Below are 17730 nucleotides of genomic sequence, written 5' to 3'. Positions count from 1 at the left end.
TCAGCAGAACGAAAGGGTTGCAGACATGGTGGATCCAGTTGGCTTCAAGCCTGTATCGAACGCCCCCCGGCTGACGCCGGTGGCGCCGGCCGCACCCGTGCGGGCGGCAGAGGGCGCGACACAGGCCGCGCAGACCAGCACCGCCGCGTCGCTCACCCAGAGCGCTGCGGCAAGCGCCCCGGTCGACGCCGAGCGCGTCGCGCGGATCAAGAAGGCGATCGCGGACGGCAAGTTCCCGCTGGTCCCATCGACCGTCGCGGACCGGCTGCTCGCGCTCAAGCTGCAGTGGAATCCCAATGAGCCGGCGTGACGCCCTGGTCCGCGTGATCGACGCGCTGCACGCCGAGATCGACGCGCTGAAGTCCAACGACATGGCTGCGCTCGAGCATGCGACGCGCGAAAAGCTGGCGGGGATCGAGGCGGTGGGGGCCGCCAATGACGACGATCCGGCACTGGCGGGGGAGTTGCGGGTGCTGGCGGAAGAGGCGCATCGGCTCAACGAAAGCTGCCGCATCTATGTGAACCTGATGGCGGCGAATGTGCGGCGGCGACTGCACGCGCTGACCGGCAATGATTTGCCGTCCTACCGGCCGGGCGTTGCCGCGGCATACGCCGGATAAGCCATCTCTCAGCCGCCATGCGGCATCCCTACGCTTTCTCACAAAACTGGCACGTCTCTTGCTGATCGTCCTCTACCCAGGGGAATGAGAAGCAGGGCTGATGAGCGTACCTTCGATCGGAGCCAGGACGAACGTCACGACGGCGATCGCCACGGCGAGTCAGAAGACCGGCATCGATTTCAACTATCTGTTGGGTCAGGCCCAGGTCGAGAGCGGCATGCGCGTCGATGCGCGCGCGCGCACGTCGAGCGCGACCGGCCTCTATCAGTTCATCGAACAGAGCTGGCTCGGCGTCGTCAAGGAACATGGCGACAAGCACGGCATGGGCTGGGCCGCGGACAGCATCCGGCGCACGTCGTCCGGGCGGTTCGTCGTGTCGGACGCGGCAACCCGCCAGGCGATCCTGCAGCTGCGCAGCGATCCGCAGGCCGCCTCGTTGATGGCGGCCGAACATGCCAACGACAACAAGGAGTCGCTGGAAGCCTCACTGGGTCGCGACGCCACCGGCACCGATCTCTATATGGCGCATTTTCTGGGCCTGGGCGGTGCGCGCAAGTTCCTGCGCGCGATGGACGCCAATCCCGATGCGGGCGCCGCGCGCCTGTTTCCGGCTGCGGCACGCGCCAATCGCAATATCTTCTACGCCCCCGACGGGTCGCAGCGCTCGCTTGGCCAGATCTACGAGAAGTTCGCGGGCAAGCTCGACAAAGGCGCGGCGGCGGTCGGCGCCACCGGCCTCGCCTCGGGAACGCTCGATGCGAAGTTCGAACAGCTCGTCCAGTCGCTGGGCGAGGATGTCGAGGTGGTGCTGGGTAACCAGGCGGTCGCGCAGGATCGCGGCTGGCTGACGACGCTCGACCGGCTGGAAAGCGCCGGGCGACTGAAGGCTTCGGCGATGCCGGCGGTCAATCCGCTGCGCCCGACGCCAGAGACCGCCAAGCTCGCCTATCTGATGCTCGCGCGGCTGGGAGCCTGATCCGCAATGACCGCACTGACCTTCCAGAAGAATCTCGTCCCCGCGATCCGGGGTTTCGCGTTGCCCGTCGCCATCCTCGTGCTCGTCGCGATGATGGTCGTGCCGGTGCCGACCTTCCTGCTCGACGCCTTCTTCATCATGAACATCATCATCAGCCTTGCCGTGCTGATGGTCGCATTGAACGCGCAGAAGCCGCTCGACTTCTCGGCCTTTCCTACGGTGCTGCTGTTCGCGACGCTGTTCCGGCTCGGCCTCAACGTCGCCTCGACCCGCGTCGTGCTCGGCCATGGCCATGAGGGCGAGGCGGCGGCGGGCCATGTGATCGAGGCGTTCGGGACGTTCATGATCGGCGGCGACTATGTCGTCGGGCTGTTCGTGTTCGCGATCCTGATCATCATCAACATGATCGTGGTGACCAAGGGTGCGGGCCGCGTGTCCGAAGTGTCGGCGCGCTTCACCCTCGACGCGTTGCCGGGCAAGCAGATGGCGATCGACGCCGATCTCAACGCCGGGCTGATCACGCCGGACGAGGCCAAGGCGCGCCGCGTCGAGGTGTCGACCGAGGCCGATTTCTACGGCGCGATGGACGGTTCGTCGAAGTTCGTGAAGGGCGATGCGATCGCCGGCCTGCTGATCCTGTTCATCAACGTGATCGGCGGCCTGATCCTGGGCCCGGTCAGCCACGGACTGTCGCTGGGCGAAGCGGCGCAGACCTATGTGCTGCTCGCGATCGGCGACGCGCTGGTTGCGCAGATTCCGGCGCTATTGCTGTCGATCGCCGCCGCCGCGATCGTCACGCGCGTCGCCTCGACCAAGGACCTCGACCTCACCGGCCAGATCGGCACCCAGTTCGGAAGCCACCGCACCTGGACCCCGGTCGCGGTGATCACCGGCCTGCTCGGGCTGCTGCCCGGCATGCCCGCGCTCATCATCCTGCCCGCCGCCGCCGGTTCGGCCTTCATGGCGTGGAAGATGTGGAAGGCGAGCAAGCTGCCGCCCCCGCCCGCGATCGTCGAGGCGGCCGAGCCGACCGATCCCTCGCGCATCGGCTGGGACGAGGTGACCGACAATATGCAGGTGATGATCGACATCGGCTATGGGCTGGTGCCGCTGGTCGACGAGCGCCGCGGCGGCGCGCTGATGGGCCGGATCACCGGTGTGCGACGCCAGCTGTCGAAGGAACTCGGCTTCGTCGTGCCGCAGGTGCGCGTGCGCGACGACATCAACATGCAGCCCTATGCCTATCGCATCGTCGTCGGCGGCGTGGTGATCGGCGAGGACAGCGTCTCGCCCGACGAGATGCTGGCGCTCGACACCGGCCAGGCGGTCGGCAGCCTTCCGGGCAAGAAGGTCAAGGACCCGACCTTTGGCCTCGACGCCATGTGGATCGCGGCGGCCGATGCCGATGCTGCGACCGGGCAGGGCTGGCTGGTGGTCGACCCCGGCACGGTGATGGCGACGCACCTCAACCAGGCGCTGATCCAGAACGCCGCCGACCTGCTGGGCCCGGACGAGGTTCAGGCGCTGCTCGACGGACTGCGCGAGCGCGCGGCCCAGCTGGTCGCGTCGCTCTCGCCCAACCCGCTGCCGATCACGACCCTGACGCAGGTGCTGCGCGGGCTGCTCGCGGAGAATATCCCGCTCAAGGAATTCCGCCGTATCGCCGCCGCGATCGCGCTCGCCGCGCAGAAGAGCGCGGATGCCGACGAGATCATCGAGCTGATCCGCCCCGAACTCGGCCCGCTGATCATCCAGCGGCTGTGCAGCGTGCGCGAACCGCTGCGCGTGATGACGCTGGAGGGGCAGCTCGAGGCGCTGCTCGGCCAGGCGGTCCGCTCGGATCCCGCCAAGCGCCACACCATCGAACCCGATCTCGGCCGCCGGATCGTCGACGCGCTCCAGCGCGCCGCACAGCCGCTCGTGTCCGAAGCCAAGCCCTTTGCCCTGGTCGTCCAGCCCTCGATCCGCATCGCGATCCGCAAGCTGGTCCGTACCGTGTTGCCGGATACCCCCGTGATGAGCTTTTTCGAGGTTCCCGAAGACAAGTCGGTCGAAGTCGTCGCCGTGATCGGCGCACCCGAGGCGCTGGCCGCATGACCTATCAGCCAGCCCCAAACGAATTCGCGCTGACCTATGCGCGCAGCGGTGAAACCAAGCGCGACATGGATGCGCTGGTGCGCAAGCACATGCCGCTGGTGCGGCGCCTCGCCTGGCATGTCCATGGATCGATGAGCGCGCTGATCGATGTCGAGGATCTGGTCCAGATCGGCCTCGTCGCGCTGGTCGAGGCGTCGGCGAGCTTCGAGGATCGTGGCCTTGTCACCTTCGACCAGTATCTCCACACGCGTGTGCGCGGTGCGATGATCGACGAATTGCGGCGACAGGCGACGATCACGCGCGGTGCGATGAAGCGTCGTCGCGTCTATCAGGAGACAGTGGCGGCGCTGAGCGCGGACGGCGCCCGCCCCGACGAGGCGGCGGTGGCGGAGCGACTGGGCGTCAGCATCGACAAGCTGCGGAGCGACTATGCCAGCGCCGAGGCGGTGCGGTTCGATTCGATCGACGAGGTCTATTCGGACGAAGGACCTTGGTTCATGTCCGACGAACCCAGCGCGTTCGACCAGCTCGCCGACGCCGACCAGCGCGAGGCGCTGATCGCCGCGATCGCCGAACTGCCCGAAAAGGAGCAGCTGGTGATCCAGCTCTATTATGTCGAGGAATTGAACCTCGAGGAGATCGGTCAGGTCATCGGCGTGGGCGCCGCGCGCATCTGCCAGATCAAGAAGAGCGCGCATGACCGGCTGAAAAAGGGGCTGATGCGACGACTGGGCTAGGGTCCGGACGCATGTGCGGCGCGACTGTCGGCAGGAGCCTGGTCGCGATCGGCCAGACCATAGTCCCGCACGACCGTCGCGATCCGGAGCCGATAGTCGCGGAAGATGCCAGCGCGACCTGCTGCCTGCGCGGCGCGATGGCTGGGTCGACTGCGCCAGGCCGCCACCGCCGCCTCGTCCCGGAAGAATGAGAGCGACAACAGCTTGCCGGGCTCGGACAGGCTCGCAAAGCGCTCGACCGCGATGAAGCCGTCGATCGTCTCGAGCTCGGAACGCAGGCCGGCTGCGATGTCGAGATAGCGGTCACCGGCGCCGTCGGCCGGCCAGACTTCGAAGAGAATCGCGATCATCCGTTGATCTTCCGCAGAAAGATCCGGTCCTCGCGCTGGATGAGGCGCTCGCGCTGGGCAAAGGCGAAGTTGGCGCGGCCGACGGGGTCGTCCCGCAACCGCGCGCGATAGGCCTCGTAGGCGGCGAGGCTCTCGATCTCGTACACGCCATAAGCGGTCGTGGCGGACCCTTCATGCGGCGCGAAATAGCCGATCAGGCCGGCGCCGCAGCGCGGGATCGCCTCGTTCCAGCCGCGGGCATAGTGTTCGAACGCTTCCGCGCGCGTCGGATCGATCTCGTATCGAATGAAGCAAGTGATCATGATGTCCTCCTCGCCGTCCAGATAGTCGATTGCCGCGCGCTAATGCTTCGGTTACGACCGAACTGTGCAGGACGGCCCTTCCATTTCGCGTGTCGCCGCGCTGATCGGTGATCCGGCCCGCGCCAACATGCTGGTCGCGTTGATGGACGGGCGCGCGCTGACGGTCAGCGAACTCGCCCACTGCGCAGGGGTCGCGCTGCCCACCGCCTCGGGCCATCTGACCCGCCTGAGCGAAGCAGGGCTCGTCGCCACCGCGCGGCAGGGCCGCCACCGGTATTTCCGGCTCGACGACGGCGACGTTGCGACGGCGATCGAACTGCTGATGGGAATCGCCGAACGGACCGGCGCAAAGCCCGTGCGCCCGGGACCTCGCGACGCGGCGATGCGCGCGGCGCGGGTGTGCTACGATCATCTTGCCGGAGAACGCGCAGTGCGCCTTGCCGAGCGCTTCGCTGCCGACGGCCTAATCACGCGCGAGGCTGTGCCGGGGATCACGCAGGACGGTCGGGCCCTGCTCGAGAGCGTCGGCATTGCGCTTCCGACCGGCGGGCGTCGCCCTGCGTGCCGCATCTGCCTCGACTGGAGCGAGCGGAAAAATCATCTCGCCGGGGCACTTGGCGCAGCAATCCTGTTGCACGTTCTGGACCGGCGCTGGGCGCGACGCGGGCCGGGGCGGACGATCGCGTTTTCCCCTGCGGGTGCGCGCGCCTTCGATGCCGCGTTCGGCCTCTAGCATGCGCCGCCATCTTTTCCTGATCGCCGGGTTCCTCTGCCTCGGGCTCGCGGTGATCGGCGCGCTGTTGCCGGTGATGCCGACGACGGTGTTCGTCATAATGGCTGCCTATTGCTTCGCGCGCAGTTCGCCGCGACTGGAGGCGCGGTTGCTCAATCACCCGCGCTTCGGGCCGCACATCGTGCGCTGGCGCGAGCGCGGGGCGGTGAGCCGGGTGGGGAAAGTCGCCGCGACGATCGCGTTCGCGATCAGCATCGCGCTCACGCTTGCATTGGTCGCCATGCCCTGGCCGCTCGTCACGATCGGCGCGGCGGTGATCATCGGCGGCTGGCTGTGGAGCCGGCCCGAGGATTGACGGCTTGCCCCTGTCGCGGTGCGCGGTAGGGTCGCGCGGTCCAACCGAGGGAATATCATGAAGCGTTCGCTTGCCATCGCCCTGCTGACCATCGCCACTGCCGTTCCGGCGCTGGCTCAGTCGCGCCCGCCCGAACCCGCGCCGATCGCGACCGCCGCCCCGGCGGAGGACTGGACGGTGAAGCCCGAATGGATCTCGGCGCATGTCCGCTTCCTCGCCGGACCCGAATTGCAGGGGCGCGGCAGCATGACCCGCGACGAGGCGATTGCGGCAGCCTATGTCGCTGCACGCTTCCAAGGCTATGGGCTGCAGCCGGCGCCGGGTGCGGACGGCTATCTGCAAAAGGTGAAGGTGATCCGCCCGCGGCTCGACGGCGGGCCGAAGCTGGTCGTGGGCGGCAAGCCAACCAATGGAGCCACACTGCTGTTCGGCGGCGCGGAGCGCGTCGAGGGCGTTGCGACGCTGTATATGGGGGACGATGGCGCGGCGCTGCCGGCGGGGGACGTCATCCTTGCCGGTGGCCCGAAGCTGTCGGCGATGGCGGCGCTGCGCGCCACCCGCGGCCGGAAGACGAAGCTGCTGGTGCTGCGCGAAAGCGAAGAGACGCAAAAGCTGTGGAGCCGGCTTGGCGAACGCCCGCGGCTGGACGCCTATCTTGCGAGCCAGGCGCCAGAGGAAGGCGTTTCCGTGGTCGTTCTCCCCGCCGCCGCGTTCGATCGCGCGGCCAAGTCGGCAGGCAAGCCGGTCACGATGACCCTGCCCGGACTGGTGCGCGAAGCGGTCGAGACGACCAATGCGATCGGCTATCTCCCCGGCACCGATCCCAAGGCGGGGGTGATCCTGCTCGCCGCGCATCTCGATCATCTTGGGGTTCAGCCCGACGGGACGGTAATGCACGGCGCCAACGACAACGCGTCGGGTACCGCGGCGGTGCTCGAGCTCGCCCATGCGCTGTCGTCGGGCAAGCGGCACCGGCGCGGCATCCTGTTCGCGGCGTTCGGGGCGGAGGAGATGGGCGGCTTCGGATCGCGCGCCTTTGCCGAAGCGCCGCCGGTTCCGCTGAACGAGATCGTCGCCAATCTCGCCTTCGAGATGATCGGGGCGCAGGACCCCAAGCTGCCGGCCGGGACGATGATGATGACCGGTTATGAGCGCTCGACCCTGGGGCCGACGCTCGCCGCGCGGGGGGCGCTGATCGCCAAGGATCCCTATCCTGAGCAGAACTTTTTCGCGCGATCGGACAATTACGCACTCGCGCTGCGCGGGGTCGTGGCGCACACGATTTCGGGCTGGGCGGTGACGCCGACCTATCATTCGCCCAAGGATACGGTCGACGCGCTCGACATCCCGTTCATGGCGCGGGCGATCCAGTCGCTGATCGGTCCGGCGCGCTGGCTGGCGGATGGCGACTTCCGCCCCGACTGGACTGCGGGCGGCAAGCCGACCGAGTAGGGCTCGGCACCGGCGCATCGCGCAAGCGCAAACACCGAAAAGCCCCGGCGGTCCTTCGACCACCGGGGCTTCCTCGCATGCCCTTCCGTTAGGGAAGGGTGACCGGCCGTGGCGCCTGTCAGGGGGGTGACACCCCGACCGGCTCACGCTTAGCGAAGCAGCGAAAGAACGTTCTGCTGCGACTGGTTGGCCTGTGCCAGCATCGCGGTCGATGCCTGACCCAGGATCTGTGCCTTGGCCAGCTCCATCGTTTCGGCCGAGAAGTCGGCGTCCTCGATGCGGCTGCGCGCTTCGGACAGGTTGGTCGAGTTGGTCGTCAGGTTGTTGACCACCGATTCCAGGCGGCTCTGGGCGGCGCCCAGGCTGGCCCGCGTCGATGCCACCGCGTCGAGCGCATCGTCGATCGTCTTGAGCGCTGCCGACGCCTGGGTGCGGGTGCCGATCTGGAGCACGGTCGCAGCTGCGCCGCCACCTTCGCCCTCGCCTTCACCTTCGCCCTCGCCCGCGCCATCGCCTTCACCGGCTTCGGCTGCGACCCAGACCTTGTCGCCTTCGGCGAGCTTGATCACGTCGCCCTCGGCGGGGCTTTCGAACGCGCTGATCTCGGCACCGTCGGTGACGTCATCGGCGGTCACGGTGTAGAGGCCGGTGAGTTCGGTATCGCCGTCGACCAGCGTCTTGGTGCTGCCCGCGCCGTCGGAGATCTTGTCGCCCGCCTTCAGCTGGACCTGGCGGCCCTCTGCCATCGTGAACGTCGCGCCGTTGGCGACATCGTCTGCGGTCACCGTATGGCTGGTGCCGATGCTGGCGTCGCCCGACGCGATGGTCTTGAGTTCCCCGGCAGCCTCGCTGTCGCCGGCTTCCTCGGCCGCATCCGCCGCCCAGACCTTGTCGCCTTCGGCGAGCTTGATTTTGTCGCCTTCCGCAGGGCTTTCGAATGCGCTGATCTCGGCACCGTCGGTGACGTCATCGGCGGTCACGGTGTAGAGGCCGGTGAGTTCGGTATCGCCGTCGACCAGCGTCTTGGTGCTGCCCGCGCCGTCGGAGATCTTGTCGCCCGCCTTCAGCTGGACCTGGCGGCCCTCGGCCATCGTGAACGTCGCGCCCTTGGCGACATCGTCCGCCGACACCGTATATTCGGTGCCGATCCGGTCATCGCCCGAAGCGATCGTCTGCAGCGAATAGGTCGCTTCGCCTGCGCCGTCGCCTTCACCCGCACCGTCGGTGCCGCCCGTCGCCGGGGTCTCGACCGGAGCCGCGATCGTCTGGCCGGTGATCGACGACAGGTCGAGCTTGGTGATCTTGAGCGAAACCGTCTGGTCGGCGCTCGATCCCACCTGGATCGTCTTGGTGATGTCGGCGTCGGTCGCGAACAGCTGGACATTGTTGAACTTGGTGTTCTTCAGAATGTCGTTCACCTGGCCCGAAAGCTCGGTGACTTCGTTCTGCATGTTCTTGCGGTCGTCGTCCGAATAGGTGCCCGACGCAGCCTGGGTCGCCAGTTCCTTCATGCGCTGGAGCATGTTGGTGACTTCGCTCAGCGCGCCTTCCGCAGTCTGAGCGAGGCTGATGCCATCGTTCGCGTTGCGGATCGATACGGTCATCGATTTGATCTGGCTGGTCATGCGGCTCGCGATCGCGAGACCTGCTGCGTCGTCCTTGGCGCTGTTGATGCGCTTGCCGGTCGACAGGCGCTCCATCGCGCTCTGCAGCGAGGTCGACGCCATCTTGGACGCATTCGCGGCACGCAGGCTCGCGATGTTCGTTCCGATAACAGTCATGTGCGTTCTCCGTTCAGTCCCGGCGTCCCCGCGATACCCCCCTGAATGCGAAGGAACCCGAGCCGCCAAAGGGGTGAACGGCAGGCTGCGGACGGGATTAAGCACTTTTCTGAACCAGAATTCCCACGCCCCTCGCGCGTGTGCGTAGAGGCGCGCGCGGCAATCTGGAGCCGAAAAGGCGAAAAATTGCCGGTTGGTTTACGAGTCGTTTACCATCAATCCCGCATTCACCCCATCAACAGGGGGTTCTTCAATGCAGACCATCTTTCCGTCGGCTGCCGTGCTTCGCCAGAATTACGCGCTGATTTCGGGATTGCGGGCCCAAGGCTTCACGATCGGCGCGGCCGACAAGGTGAAGCCGATGCCCGGCGACCTGTTCATGATCGTCGAAGGAGAGGCGCCGCCCGTTTCGTCGCGCACCCTGGCGCTGGCCGACGGTCCGGTGTCGGCGATCCCCTTTTCCGACGGCAATCCCGCGCGCCTGGCCTATGGCCCCGACGATGCGGCGGTGGCGAGCGGTTTTGCCAGCGCGATGCTGCGCGGCGCCCATGCACCGGTTGCCGCCGATCCCGAAAGCCTGGCGCTCTACGCGCTCGCCGAACGCGTCGCAGCGGCGGATATCACCGTCCTGATCAACGGCCCGACCGGCACCGGCAAGGAAGTGCTGGCGCGCGCCATCCACATGGGTTCCGCGCGCCGCGACGGTCCGTTCATCGCGGTCAATTGCGCGGCGTTGCCGGAAACGATGCTCGAAGCGCTGCTGTTCGGCCACCAGAAGGGGGCCTTCACCGGCGCGAATGCGGCGGGCGAGGGGTTCTTCCGCGCTGCCAATGGCGGCACGCTGCTGCTCGACGAGGTCGCCGAGATGCCGCTCGCGCTCCAGGCCAAGCTGCTGCGAGCGCTGCAGGAGCGCGAAGTGGTGCCGATCGGCGCGACGACGCCCGAAAAGATCGACGTGCGCGTCATCGCCTGTGCCAACCGCGACCTGCAGGGCGAGGTGACCGAAGGCCGGTTCCGTGCCGACCTTTACTACCGCCTGTCGGTCTTTCCGCTCTCCACCAAGCCGCTCGCCGAGCGTCCGGGCGACGTCGCCGCACTGGCGGCCGCGATGGTGCTGCGCCACGGCGCGGGCCGTGCGCGGCTGCCCTGGGTGACACGTGAGGCGCTGGCGGTGCTTCAGTCGCACGACTGGCCGGGCAATGTGCGCGAGCTCGAAAATGTGATCCAGCGCGCGCTGCTGCTCAGCGCCGGCGATGCGATCACGCCCGATCATCTGATCTTCGATCGTGCGCCCGTTCAGGCTGCTCCCGTCCTCACCGAGCCTGGCCAGCTCAGCAATATCGTCCAGCTCAGCGAATTCGCGGCGATCCGCGAGACGCTGGCGGCGTGTGGCGGCAGCCGGACCGAGACCGCCAAGCGGCTCGGCATCTCCGAGCGCACGCTGCGTTACCGCCTCGCCAAGGCACGCGAGCAGGGCGAGGATCTGGTTCGGAGGGCTAGCGCATGAGCGGCATCAGCGGTGTTGGCGGCGCAGGGGGCATCGATCGCGTGATGCAGCTGCGCGCCCAGATCCTCGAGCGCAACGAAGCGCTGCAGCGCGCCACCAGCGGCGCTGCCGCCCCGGCCACGGCTCCCGTCGGCCAGCCCGCGGGTCCGTCGAGCTTCATCGATACGATGCAGCAGGCGGTCGCCAATGTGAACGACGCGCAGAGCCGCGCCGGCGACCTCGCCGCCGCCTATGAGCGCGGCGAGACGATCGACATCGCCAAGGTGATGCTCGCCCGCCAGGAAGCGTCGGTCGGCTTCGAAGCGACGCTGCAGGTCAGGAACAAGCTCCTGACCGCCTATCGTGACATCATGAGCATGCCGGTCTGACCATGAGCAACGCACTCTCCGTCTCCGACGCGCCCGCCGCCCCCGCTCCTGCGGGGCTCGGCCTGGCCAATCCGATGAAGCAGCTGGGCGGCATCCTGTCCCAGCCCGCGGTGAAGCGCAGCCTGCCGCTGATCTTCATGCTCGGGCTGATCGGCGCCGCCGCGCTGGCCTGGGCCAGCCTGTCCACGCCGCCGCAGCGCGTGCTGTTCGCCAGCCTGCCCGAAAGCGACAAGGCGGCGGTAGCGCAGGCGCTGGATGCCGCGAGCATCGCCAACCGCATCGACAATGCCGGGTCGATTACCGTCAACGAGGACGATTATCATAAGGCACGGATGCTGCTCGCCGGGCAGGACCTGCCCAAGGCGGCGCCGGGCGGCTATGCGCTGCTCGACCAGATGCCGATGGGCGCATCGCGCGCGGTGGAAGGCGAGCGACTGCGCCAGGCGCGCGAAACCGAACTCGCCCGCTCGATCGGCGAGATCGATACTGTGGCGGAGGCGCGGGTGCACCTCGCCACGCCCGAGGCAACGGTGTTCGTGCGCGACAAGGCCGAGCCGTCGGCATCGGTGATCCTGAAGCTTCAGCCGGGCCGCGCATTGTCCGAGGCGCAGGTGCGCTCGATCGTCAATCTCGTCGCGTCGTCGGTGCCGGGAATGAAGCCCGATGCGGTGACGATCGTCGACCAGATGGGCGCGCTGCTGAGCAAATCGGGCCAGGAAACCAGCGCAGGCGATGCGCGGATCGATTTCCAGGGCCGGATCGAGGACAAGGTGCGCCAGCAGCTGGTGCAGCTCCTCACCCCGCTGCTCGGCGCGGGCAATTTCAGCGCTGAGGTGCAGGCCGAGGTCGATCTGGACGAGAGCCAGGCGACCCGCGAAAGCTATGACAAGGAAGGCGCCGTGGTGCGCGCCGAACAGGGCAATTGGACCGGCGCCCCGCGCGACGCTGCCACTGCCCCGGGCGGCATCCCCGGCGCATTGTCCAACGTTCCGCCGCCGCCGAGCACGGCCGTGACCCCTTCGCCGGACGGCACCGCCGCCGCGGCACCGGGGCAGGCCGCGCAGGCGGCGGCACCCGGAATGAAGCAGAGCGACAGCTTCGTGCGCAGCTACAACACCGGCAAGGAAATCTCGGTCACCCGCAACGCACCGGGCAGCGTCCGCCGCCTGTCGGTCGCCGTGGTGCTGCGCGAGGAGCCGGGCAAGCCGCGCGGGCAGGTCGAACTGCGCCAGATCGACAGCCTGGTGAAAGCCGCGGTCGGCTTCAAGGCCGAGCGTCAGGACCAGGTGACCGTGGTGAGCCGCAAGTTCAGCACCAACGCCGCCGATGCGAGCGAGGGCGCTCCCTTCTACGAAACCGGCTGGTTCGCGATGGTCGCGCGCAACGTTACTGCGCTGGTCATCGCGCTGCTCGTCCTGCTGCTGGGCGTGCGCCCGTTGGCCAAAGCGCTGCTGCGCAAGCGCGAGGATGCGCGGCCCACGACCGGCGCGCTGCCAATCGCCGGGGACGGCGTGCAGCTGCCCGCGCAGGTCAGCCCGGAGATGCTGGGCGGGGCCGGGCTGTCGCTAGGCGACCGGGTCGGGCTGGTGCGCGACTTCACCCGCGAGAACCCCGCGCGCGCGGCATTGGCGGTGCGCGACATGATCCGCACCGAGGCGAATTGAGATGAACGCGCCCCGCAAGTTCAGCGGCATCGAACGCGCCGCCGTGCTGATGATGGTAGTCGGCGACGAGGAGGCCGCGGCCATCCTCCAGAAGCTCGATCCCGACGAGGTGCGCCAGCTGGGCACGGCGATGATGAGCGTCGCCGATGTCAGCGAATGGGAAATGGCGCAGGTGCTCGACGATTTTACCGGCCGTGCACAGGAGCGCAGCGCGATCCAGTTCGATCCGCGCCCCAAGCTCGAATCGGTGGTGACCAAGGCGCTGGGGCCCGAACGCGCGGGCAGTGTCCTCGCGCGTATCCTGCCGCCGCAACCCGACGAATCGATCGCCGCCCTCGCCTGGATGGAGCCGACCGAGATCGCCGCGATGCTGGAGGACGAGCATCCCCAGATCGCCGCCGTGCTGATGGCGCATCTCGACCCCGCGACCGCCGCGCAGGTGCTGGAGATGCTGCCCGAGGCGATGCAGCCGCAGGTGCTGCGCCGGGTCGCGCGGCTGGGGCCGGTAACGTCGGAGGCGATCGCCGCGCTGACCGAAGTGCTCGAACGCCATGCCCGCCAGCCGCGCCGTGCCGCCGGCGTCCAGATGGGCGGCACGCGCGAGGCGGCGAAGATCATGTCGTCGGCACGCAAGATCACCGAGCAGAAGGTGATGCCCAAGCTCGCCAAGCTCGACCGCGAGATCGCCCGCGCGATCGAGGAGCAGATGTTCGTCTTCGACAACCTGCTCGAGCTGGACGACAAGAACATGGGCACGCTGCTGCGCAATATCGACAGCGACATCCTGGTCCGCAGCCTCAAGGGCGTGGACGAGGCGGCGCGCAACCGCTTCCTGGCGTGCATGTCGAGCCGCGCGGCCGACACGATCCGCGACGAACTCGAGGCGCGTGGGCCGATGAAGATGGCCGAGGTGCTCGACGCGCAGAAGAACATGATCGCGATCGCGCGCCAGCTGGTGAAGGACGGCACGATCACCATGCCGGGCGGCGGGGGAGACGACGACTATGTCTAATTTCACCCCAGGCCTCGCCGCGCGCGGCGACGGCATCGCCGAGGCGCTCAAGCGCGCATTCGCGCCGGCACAGGGCTTCGCCCCGCGCGCGGTTGCCGCCGCCGAGCGCCCCGCCAGGCCGCGCCATTTCGCGCCCGAGGCACCCGGCCACAAGCCGACCGAAGGCTGGGACATGTTCGATGCCGACGCAGTGGCCGACCCCGTTCCGGAGCCTGCGCCAAAGAGCTTCGTCGATCCGGTCACCGCTGCACGCGCGTCGGGCTATGCCGAGGGATATGCCGCCGGACGCGCCGAGAGCGAGGCGGCCGCGGCGCAGCAGGCGGCCCTGCTCCAGCAGGTCAGCGATGCGCTGACCAAGGGCGCGCATTTCGACCGCGAGCGGATGGCGGGGCATCTGCGCCAGACGGTGCTGCACCTCGTCACGCGCATGATCGGCGAGGCGGGGATCGCCCCCGACGTCCTCGCCGCACGGATCGAAGCGGCGACCGACATGCTCGCCGACAGCGCCGAATCGGCGATTCTGCGCCTGCATCCCGACGATGTCGTCCTGATCGAAGGGCATCTGCCCAAGAATGTCTTCCCCGTGGGCGATCCGCATGTCGCGCGCGGCGGGTTCGTCATCGAGAGCGCTTCGACCATCGTCGAGGATGGGCCCGACCTGTGGCTCGAACAGCTTGCCCAGGCGATCGACCGCGTTCCCATTCCTCCCGCCGTCTAAGGGACCCCATGCTCAACCGATTTACCGCCGATTATCTCGACGGGCTGGCCTGTGGCGACTTTCGGCCGCGACCCAAGGTCTCGGGACGGCTGTCGTCCTATGACGGGCTGCTGATGGAAGCGATCGGCCTGTCGCTCCCGGTCGGGACCGTCTGCGCGATCGGAACCGGCGAGCAGCGCGTCGAGGCGGAGGTGATCGGGTTTCGCGGCGGCAAGACGCTGTTGATGAACCTGGGCGGCCCGGCCGCGCTGCTGCCCAACGCGCCGGTGCGACCGGTCGGCGCTCCGGGCGAGGCGGAGGTGGGCGCGGCGATGCTCGGCCGCGTTGTCGACGGCGCAGGCAAGCCGATCGACGGGCTCGGCCCGATCCGCGGGGCGGGCAAATGGCCGCTCGCGGGCAAGATCCAGTCGCCGCTCGACCGCGGGCGCGTGCTCCAGCCGCTCGATGTCGGCGTGCGCGCGATCAACGGGCTGCTGACGATCGGTCAGGGCCAGCGCGTGGGGATCATGGCGGGATCGGGCGTCGGCAAATCGGTGCTGCTCGGCATGATGGTCCGCGCGGCCAAGGCGGACGTCATCGTCATCGGCCTGATCGGCGAGCGTTCGCGCGAGGTTTCGGACTTTCTGGAGACCAAGGTGGCCGGCGCGGCACGTGCGCGGTCGGTGGTCGTCGCCGTCCCGGCCAACCACTCCCCGGTGCTGCGCATCCGCGGTGCGCTCCGCGCTACTGCCATCGCCGAAGCCTTTCGCAACGAAGGCAAGAAGGTGCTGCTCATCATGGATTCGCTGACGCGCGTCGCGCATGCCGGGCGCGAGATCGGCCTGGCTCTGGGCGAGCCGGCGAGCGCACGCGGCTATCCGCCCAGCGCGATCGCGATGCTGCCCAGCCTGATCGAACGCGCCGGCACCGACGTGCATACCGGCGGATCGATCACTGCGATCTATACCGTGCTGGCCGATGGCGACGACGGCAACGACCCGGTCGTGGATTCGGCGCGCTCGATCCTCGACGGGCATATCGTGCTCAGCCGCGCGCTGGCCGAACGCGGGGTCTATCCTGCGATCGATCTTGGACCCTCGGTCAGCCGTGTGATGACCGACATCGCGGACAAGCAGCATGTCGCCGCCGCGCGCGTGCTGCGCCGCCACCTCGCGACCTATGAGGAGAATCGCGACCTGGTGCTGATGGGTGCCTATCGCGCCGGTGCGGATGCGCAGATCGACGCGGCGATCGCGTGCCATGACACGGTGCTAGATTATATCCGCCAGGCCTATGACGAGACGGTCAGCCTGGAGGATGCGGTCACCGAGCTGGTCGGCGTATTCGGGGATGCCTGATGTGATCACGGCCCCGGTTCGCGCGCTCGCAAATGCCCGATAAGCATCAGAAGAAGCTGGGGCGGCTGCTCCGCGTCCGTTCGCTTCAGCTCGACATGGTGCGCGCGGGTGAGGCGGCGGCGCGCGACAAGGTCGCCGCCGAGCAGGCGCTGCGTGCGCGGATCGAACAGCTCGCACAAGGCGTCGCCCCGGCGCCCGCGCCGGTGCCAGGCAGCGCCACCAGCCTGATCGCAGCGGCGCACTATCGCGAACGGCTGCACCAGTCCGCCCATGCCGCCGAGCGCCGGGTCGCGGAAGCGGAGCGCGGACTCCAGACCGCGCGCGCCGCCACGCAGGAAGCGAAGCGCGACCAGAGCGCGATCGAGAAGCTGATCGAGCGCGCCGAGGCCAACGCCGCACGCCGCGCGATGCGCGCGCTCGAGGACATGCCGGCGGTCCCCAGAAAACGGCACGATCCTTGCTGATCGTCGGGCGAAGGAGATTCGCCCGTCGTGCCCAACCTGCTCGCCACCCCCGCGCTCCCCGCGCTCGGTCCCGCGATCCTGTCCCGTACCGCCCCCGTGGCGCTGCCCGATCAAGCGCCGATCGAGGGCGGCTTTGCGCTTGCGCTGAATATGCTGGCGTTGCCGGGCGGCAAACTGCCCGGCAAGGGCGACGGCAAGGCGATTGCCGAGGGCGGCAAGGATTTGCCGGAAGCCGGCATCGAGACGGATACCGATACCGACGATGCGGAGCCGGTGCTTGCCTGGCTTCCGGGTCAGCCGATCCCGCTCCCCGAAAAGCCGAGCTTGCCGGGTGCGGCGCTTGCGTCGGTGCCGGACTCCGCAGCGGACTCCGTGTTGGTGAATGCGGGCGCGGATCAGGGGCCGCCTTGCGACGTTGCGCTCCCCGCCCTTGCGGAGGAGGTCGCGGTCGGAAGCCCCATTGCCGGGGATCCTGCGACAGCGGGTGAATCGCCGGTGCCCGACACCGCCGTCGACACGGTGGTAGAGACACCGGATCCAGTTAACGGACTTCGCCCCCGATCCGCGACGGTTCCGGCCCAGGCCGAGCCGCGCGTCGGGGGCGGGGAGCATAGCGCGCGCGGGGAGCAGCCGGTTGCTCCCGGCCCGCTGCCCATCGCAGCGACTGCGTTGCCTCACTCGGCAGCGCCCCTGCACAGCGGCCCGGCGGCGCAGATCTTCGCCGCCGCGCTTGCCGACGCCGCCGAGCCCGTGTCGCGCACGACCGAGCCGGTCGTGATCGAAGGTCAGACCGCGCGTGCGCTGGAGGTGCAGCGAACCTCGGTCCAGGCGATAGATGCTGCGGATGAGGCGCCGCTCGACCTTACCCGCGACGCATGGGCCGGGAAGATGATCGACCGCATCGCCACGCTGCGCGATGCCGCAGAGGCGGCGGACACGCGGATCCGGCTGGCGCCGGAACATCTCGGATCGGTCGAGGTGTCGATCCGCCGCGACGGCGACCGGCTGCATGTCCATTTCAACGCCGAGAACCCCGCGACCCGCCAGTTGCTCGCCGAGGCCGCGCCGCGGCTTGCCGAACTCGCGGATTCTCGCGGGGTGAAGCTCGGCCAGACCAGCGTCGGAGGCGGAACTGGCGGTCAGGACGGCCGTCATGACGCACCGCCGTCGCATCGCAACAGCCAAGCGCGCCCGGCATCCGCCGCAGCCGCCGCAACCGGTCCCGCCGCCGATGCGCGGGTCGCGTGAACAATCAGG

At 68.5% G+C, this 17730-nt stretch carries 18 protein-coding genes and 2 pseudogenes; 16 read left to right on the top strand and 4 right to left on the bottom strand.

Annotation, left to right across the window (positions count from 1 at the left end):
- Positions 1 to 25 precede the first annotated feature (25 nt).
- The 5 genes from flgM (at position 26) to ABS767_RS04040 (ending at position 4430) form a co-directional block, all read left to right on the top strand.
- Positions 26 to 310: a flagellar biosynthesis anti-sigma factor FlgM gene (flgM, locus tag ABS767_RS04060; protein ID WP_408077079.1), complete on the top strand. Its 285-nt coding sequence runs from the start codon at positions 26 to 28 to the stop codon at positions 308 to 310.
- Positions 297 to 620, top strand: a complete 324-nt coding sequence (locus ABS767_RS04055) for a flagellar protein FlgN (protein WP_408077078.1) — start codon at positions 297 to 299, stop codon at positions 618 to 620. The genes flgM and ABS767_RS04055 overlap by 14 nt, the downstream gene beginning before the upstream one ends.
- Positions 621 to 720: 100 nt before the next feature.
- Positions 721 to 1596 carry a lytic transglycosylase domain-containing protein gene (locus tag ABS767_RS04050; RefSeq protein ID WP_408077077.1) on the top strand — a complete coding sequence of 292 codons (876 nt, stop codon included), beginning with the start codon at positions 721 to 723 and terminating at the stop codon, positions 1594 to 1596.
- Between the two features lie 6 nt (positions 1597 to 1602).
- Positions 1603 to 3693, top strand: coding sequence for a flagellar biosynthesis protein FlhA (gene flhA, locus ABS767_RS04045; protein ID WP_408077076.1), 2091 nt, complete (start codon positions 1603 to 1605; stop codon positions 3691 to 3693).
- Complete coding sequence (locus tag ABS767_RS04040) at positions 3690 to 4430, top strand: sigma-70 family RNA polymerase sigma factor (protein WP_408077075.1); 741 nt, start codon at positions 3690 to 3692, stop codon at positions 4428 to 4430. Before flhA ends, ABS767_RS04040 begins: the two co-directional genes overlap by 4 nt.
- Here the strand turns inward: ABS767_RS04040 and ABS767_RS04035 are convergent.
- Positions 4427 to 4780 (bottom strand): antibiotic biosynthesis monooxygenase family protein, encoded by a 354-nt coding sequence (locus ABS767_RS04035; RefSeq protein ID WP_408077074.1) that lies wholly within the window; start codon positions 4778 to 4780, stop codon positions 4427 to 4429. The two genes, ABS767_RS04040 and ABS767_RS04035, sit on opposite strands and share 4 nt — an antisense overlap.
- The gene (locus ABS767_RS04030) at positions 4777 to 5082 is read right to left on the bottom strand and encodes an NIPSNAP family protein (protein ID WP_408077073.1); all 306 of its coding nucleotides are present in this window, start codon (positions 5080 to 5082) and stop codon (positions 4777 to 4779) included. Before ABS767_RS04030 ends, ABS767_RS04035 begins: the two co-directional genes overlap by 4 nt.
- Positions 5083 to 5146: 64 nt before the next feature.
- On the opposite strand from ABS767_RS04030, the gene ABS767_RS04025 reads away from it, so the two are divergent.
- The 3 genes from ABS767_RS04025 to ABS767_RS04015 are packed head-to-tail and all read left to right on the top strand — an operon-like array spanning position 5147 to position 7622.
- Positions 5147 to 5815 carry an ArsR/SmtB family transcription factor gene (locus tag ABS767_RS04025; protein WP_408077072.1) on the top strand — a complete coding sequence of 223 codons (669 nt, stop codon included), beginning with the start codon at positions 5147 to 5149 and terminating at the stop codon, positions 5813 to 5815.
- 1 nt (position 5816) lies between these two features.
- Complete coding sequence (locus ABS767_RS04020) at positions 5817 to 6170, top strand: YbaN family protein (RefSeq protein ID WP_408077071.1); 354 nt, start codon at positions 5817 to 5819, stop codon at positions 6168 to 6170.
- A gap of 57 nt (positions 6171 to 6227) precedes the next feature.
- On the top strand, positions 6228 to 7622 hold the full coding sequence (locus ABS767_RS04015) for a M28 family metallopeptidase (RefSeq protein WP_408077070.1): 1395 nt from the start codon (positions 6228 to 6230) through the stop codon (positions 7620 to 7622).
- A gap of 149 nt (positions 7623 to 7771) precedes the next feature.
- On the opposite strand, the pseudogene ABS767_RS04010 reads toward ABS767_RS04015, so the two are convergent.
- Both ABS767_RS04010 and ABS767_RS17605 read right to left on the bottom strand, forming a co-directional pair.
- A pseudogene (locus ABS767_RS04010) lies at positions 7772 to 8026 on the bottom strand (flagellin); the annotation flags it as partial.
- A gap of 858 nt (positions 8027 to 8884) precedes the next feature.
- Positions 8885 to 9403: pseudogene (locus ABS767_RS17605) on the bottom strand (flagellin N-terminal helical domain-containing protein); the annotation flags it as partial.
- A 253-nt stretch (positions 9404 to 9656) separates the two neighbouring features.
- Between ABS767_RS17605 and ABS767_RS04000 the strand changes: the two are divergent.
- The 8 genes from ABS767_RS04000 to ABS767_RS03965 are packed head-to-tail and all read left to right on the top strand — an operon-like array spanning position 9657 to position 17721.
- Positions 9657 to 10910, top strand: a complete 1254-nt coding sequence (locus ABS767_RS04000; protein WP_408077069.1) for a sigma-54 interaction domain-containing protein — start codon at positions 9657 to 9659, stop codon at positions 10908 to 10910.
- Positions 10907 to 11278, top strand: a complete 372-nt coding sequence (gene fliE / locus ABS767_RS03995; RefSeq protein WP_408077068.1) for a flagellar hook-basal body complex protein FliE — start codon at positions 10907 to 10909, stop codon at positions 11276 to 11278. Before ABS767_RS04000 ends, fliE begins: the two co-directional genes overlap by 4 nt.
- 2 nt (positions 11279 to 11280) lie before the next feature.
- Positions 11281 to 12942, top strand: coding sequence for a flagellar basal-body MS-ring/collar protein FliF (gene fliF, locus ABS767_RS03990; RefSeq protein WP_408077067.1), 1662 nt, complete (start codon positions 11281 to 11283; stop codon positions 12940 to 12942).
- A 1-nt stretch (position 12943) separates the two neighbouring features.
- Positions 12944 to 13954 (top strand): flagellar motor switch protein FliG, encoded by a 1011-nt coding sequence (fliG, locus tag ABS767_RS03985; RefSeq protein ID WP_408077066.1) that lies wholly within the window; start codon positions 12944 to 12946, stop codon positions 13952 to 13954.
- Complete coding sequence (locus ABS767_RS03980; protein ID WP_408077065.1) at positions 13947 to 14672, top strand: FliH/SctL family protein; 726 nt, start codon at positions 13947 to 13949, stop codon at positions 14670 to 14672. Before fliG ends, ABS767_RS03980 begins: the two co-directional genes overlap by 8 nt.
- A gap of 8 nt (positions 14673 to 14680) precedes the next feature.
- Complete coding sequence (locus ABS767_RS03975) at positions 14681 to 16009, top strand: FliI/YscN family ATPase (RefSeq protein WP_408077064.1); 1329 nt, start codon at positions 14681 to 14683, stop codon at positions 16007 to 16009.
- A 32-nt stretch (positions 16010 to 16041) separates the two neighbouring features.
- Positions 16042 to 16473: a hypothetical protein gene (locus ABS767_RS03970; RefSeq protein WP_408077063.1), complete on the top strand. Its 432-nt coding sequence runs from the start codon at positions 16042 to 16044 to the stop codon at positions 16471 to 16473.
- A 27-nt stretch (positions 16474 to 16500) separates the two neighbouring features.
- On the top strand, positions 16501 to 17721 hold the full coding sequence (locus ABS767_RS03965; protein WP_408077062.1) for a flagellar hook-length control protein FliK: 1221 nt from the start codon (positions 16501 to 16503) through the stop codon (positions 17719 to 17721).
- Positions 17722 to 17730 lie beyond the last annotated feature (9 nt).

Source organism: Sphingomonas plantiphila (assembly GCF_046000505.1).
Classification (GTDB): Bacteria; Pseudomonadota; Alphaproteobacteria; order Sphingomonadales; family Sphingomonadaceae; genus Sphingomonas; species Sphingomonas plantiphila.
The sequence above is the reverse complement of the archived record's forward strand: the minus strand, read 5'-3'. Positions and strand labels throughout refer to the sequence as shown.

Coding starts and splice junctions, on each gene's coding strand:
- ABS767_RS04055 (WP_408077078.1), top strand. CDS start 297: ATGAGCCGGCGTGACGCCCTGGTCCGCGTGATCGACGCGCTGCACGCC.
- fliF (WP_408077067.1), top strand. CDS start 11,281: ATGAGCAACGCACTCTCCGTCTCCGACGCGCCCGCCGCCCCCGCTCCT.
- fliE (WP_408077068.1), top strand. CDS start 10,907: ATGAGCGGCATCAGCGGTGTTGGCGGCGCAGGGGGCATCGATCGCGTG.
- ABS767_RS04020 (WP_408077071.1), top strand. CDS start 5,817: ATGCGCCGCCATCTTTTCCTGATCGCCGGGTTCCTCTGCCTCGGGCTC.
- fliG (WP_408077066.1), top strand. CDS start 12,944: ATGAACGCGCCCCGCAAGTTCAGCGGCATCGAACGCGCCGCCGTGCTG.
- ABS767_RS04015 (WP_408077070.1), top strand. CDS start 6,228: ATGAAGCGTTCGCTTGCCATCGCCCTGCTGACCATCGCCACTGCCGTT.
- ABS767_RS04000 (WP_408077069.1), top strand. CDS start 9,657: ATGCAGACCATCTTTCCGTCGGCTGCCGTGCTTCGCCAGAATTACGCG.
- ABS767_RS03970 (WP_408077063.1), top strand. CDS start 16,042: ATGCCCGATAAGCATCAGAAGAAGCTGGGGCGGCTGCTCCGCGTCCGT.
- ABS767_RS04030 (WP_408077073.1), bottom strand. CDS start 5,082: ATGATCACTTGCTTCATTCGATACGAGATCGATCCGACGCGCGCGGAA.
- flhA (WP_408077076.1), top strand. CDS start 1,603: ATGACCGCACTGACCTTCCAGAAGAATCTCGTCCCCGCGATCCGGGGT.
- ABS767_RS04035 (WP_408077074.1), bottom strand. CDS start 4,780: ATGATCGCGATTCTCTTCGAAGTCTGGCCGGCCGACGGCGCCGGTGAC.
- ABS767_RS03975 (WP_408077064.1), top strand. CDS start 14,681: ATGCTCAACCGATTTACCGCCGATTATCTCGACGGGCTGGCCTGTGGC.
- ABS767_RS04040 (WP_408077075.1), top strand. CDS start 3,690: ATGACCTATCAGCCAGCCCCAAACGAATTCGCGCTGACCTATGCGCGC.
- ABS767_RS03980 (WP_408077065.1), top strand. CDS start 13,947: ATGTCTAATTTCACCCCAGGCCTCGCCGCGCGCGGCGACGGCATCGCC.
- flgM (WP_408077079.1), top strand. CDS start 26: ATGGTGGATCCAGTTGGCTTCAAGCCTGTATCGAACGCCCCCCGGCTG.
- ABS767_RS04050 (WP_408077077.1), top strand. CDS start 721: ATGAGCGTACCTTCGATCGGAGCCAGGACGAACGTCACGACGGCGATC.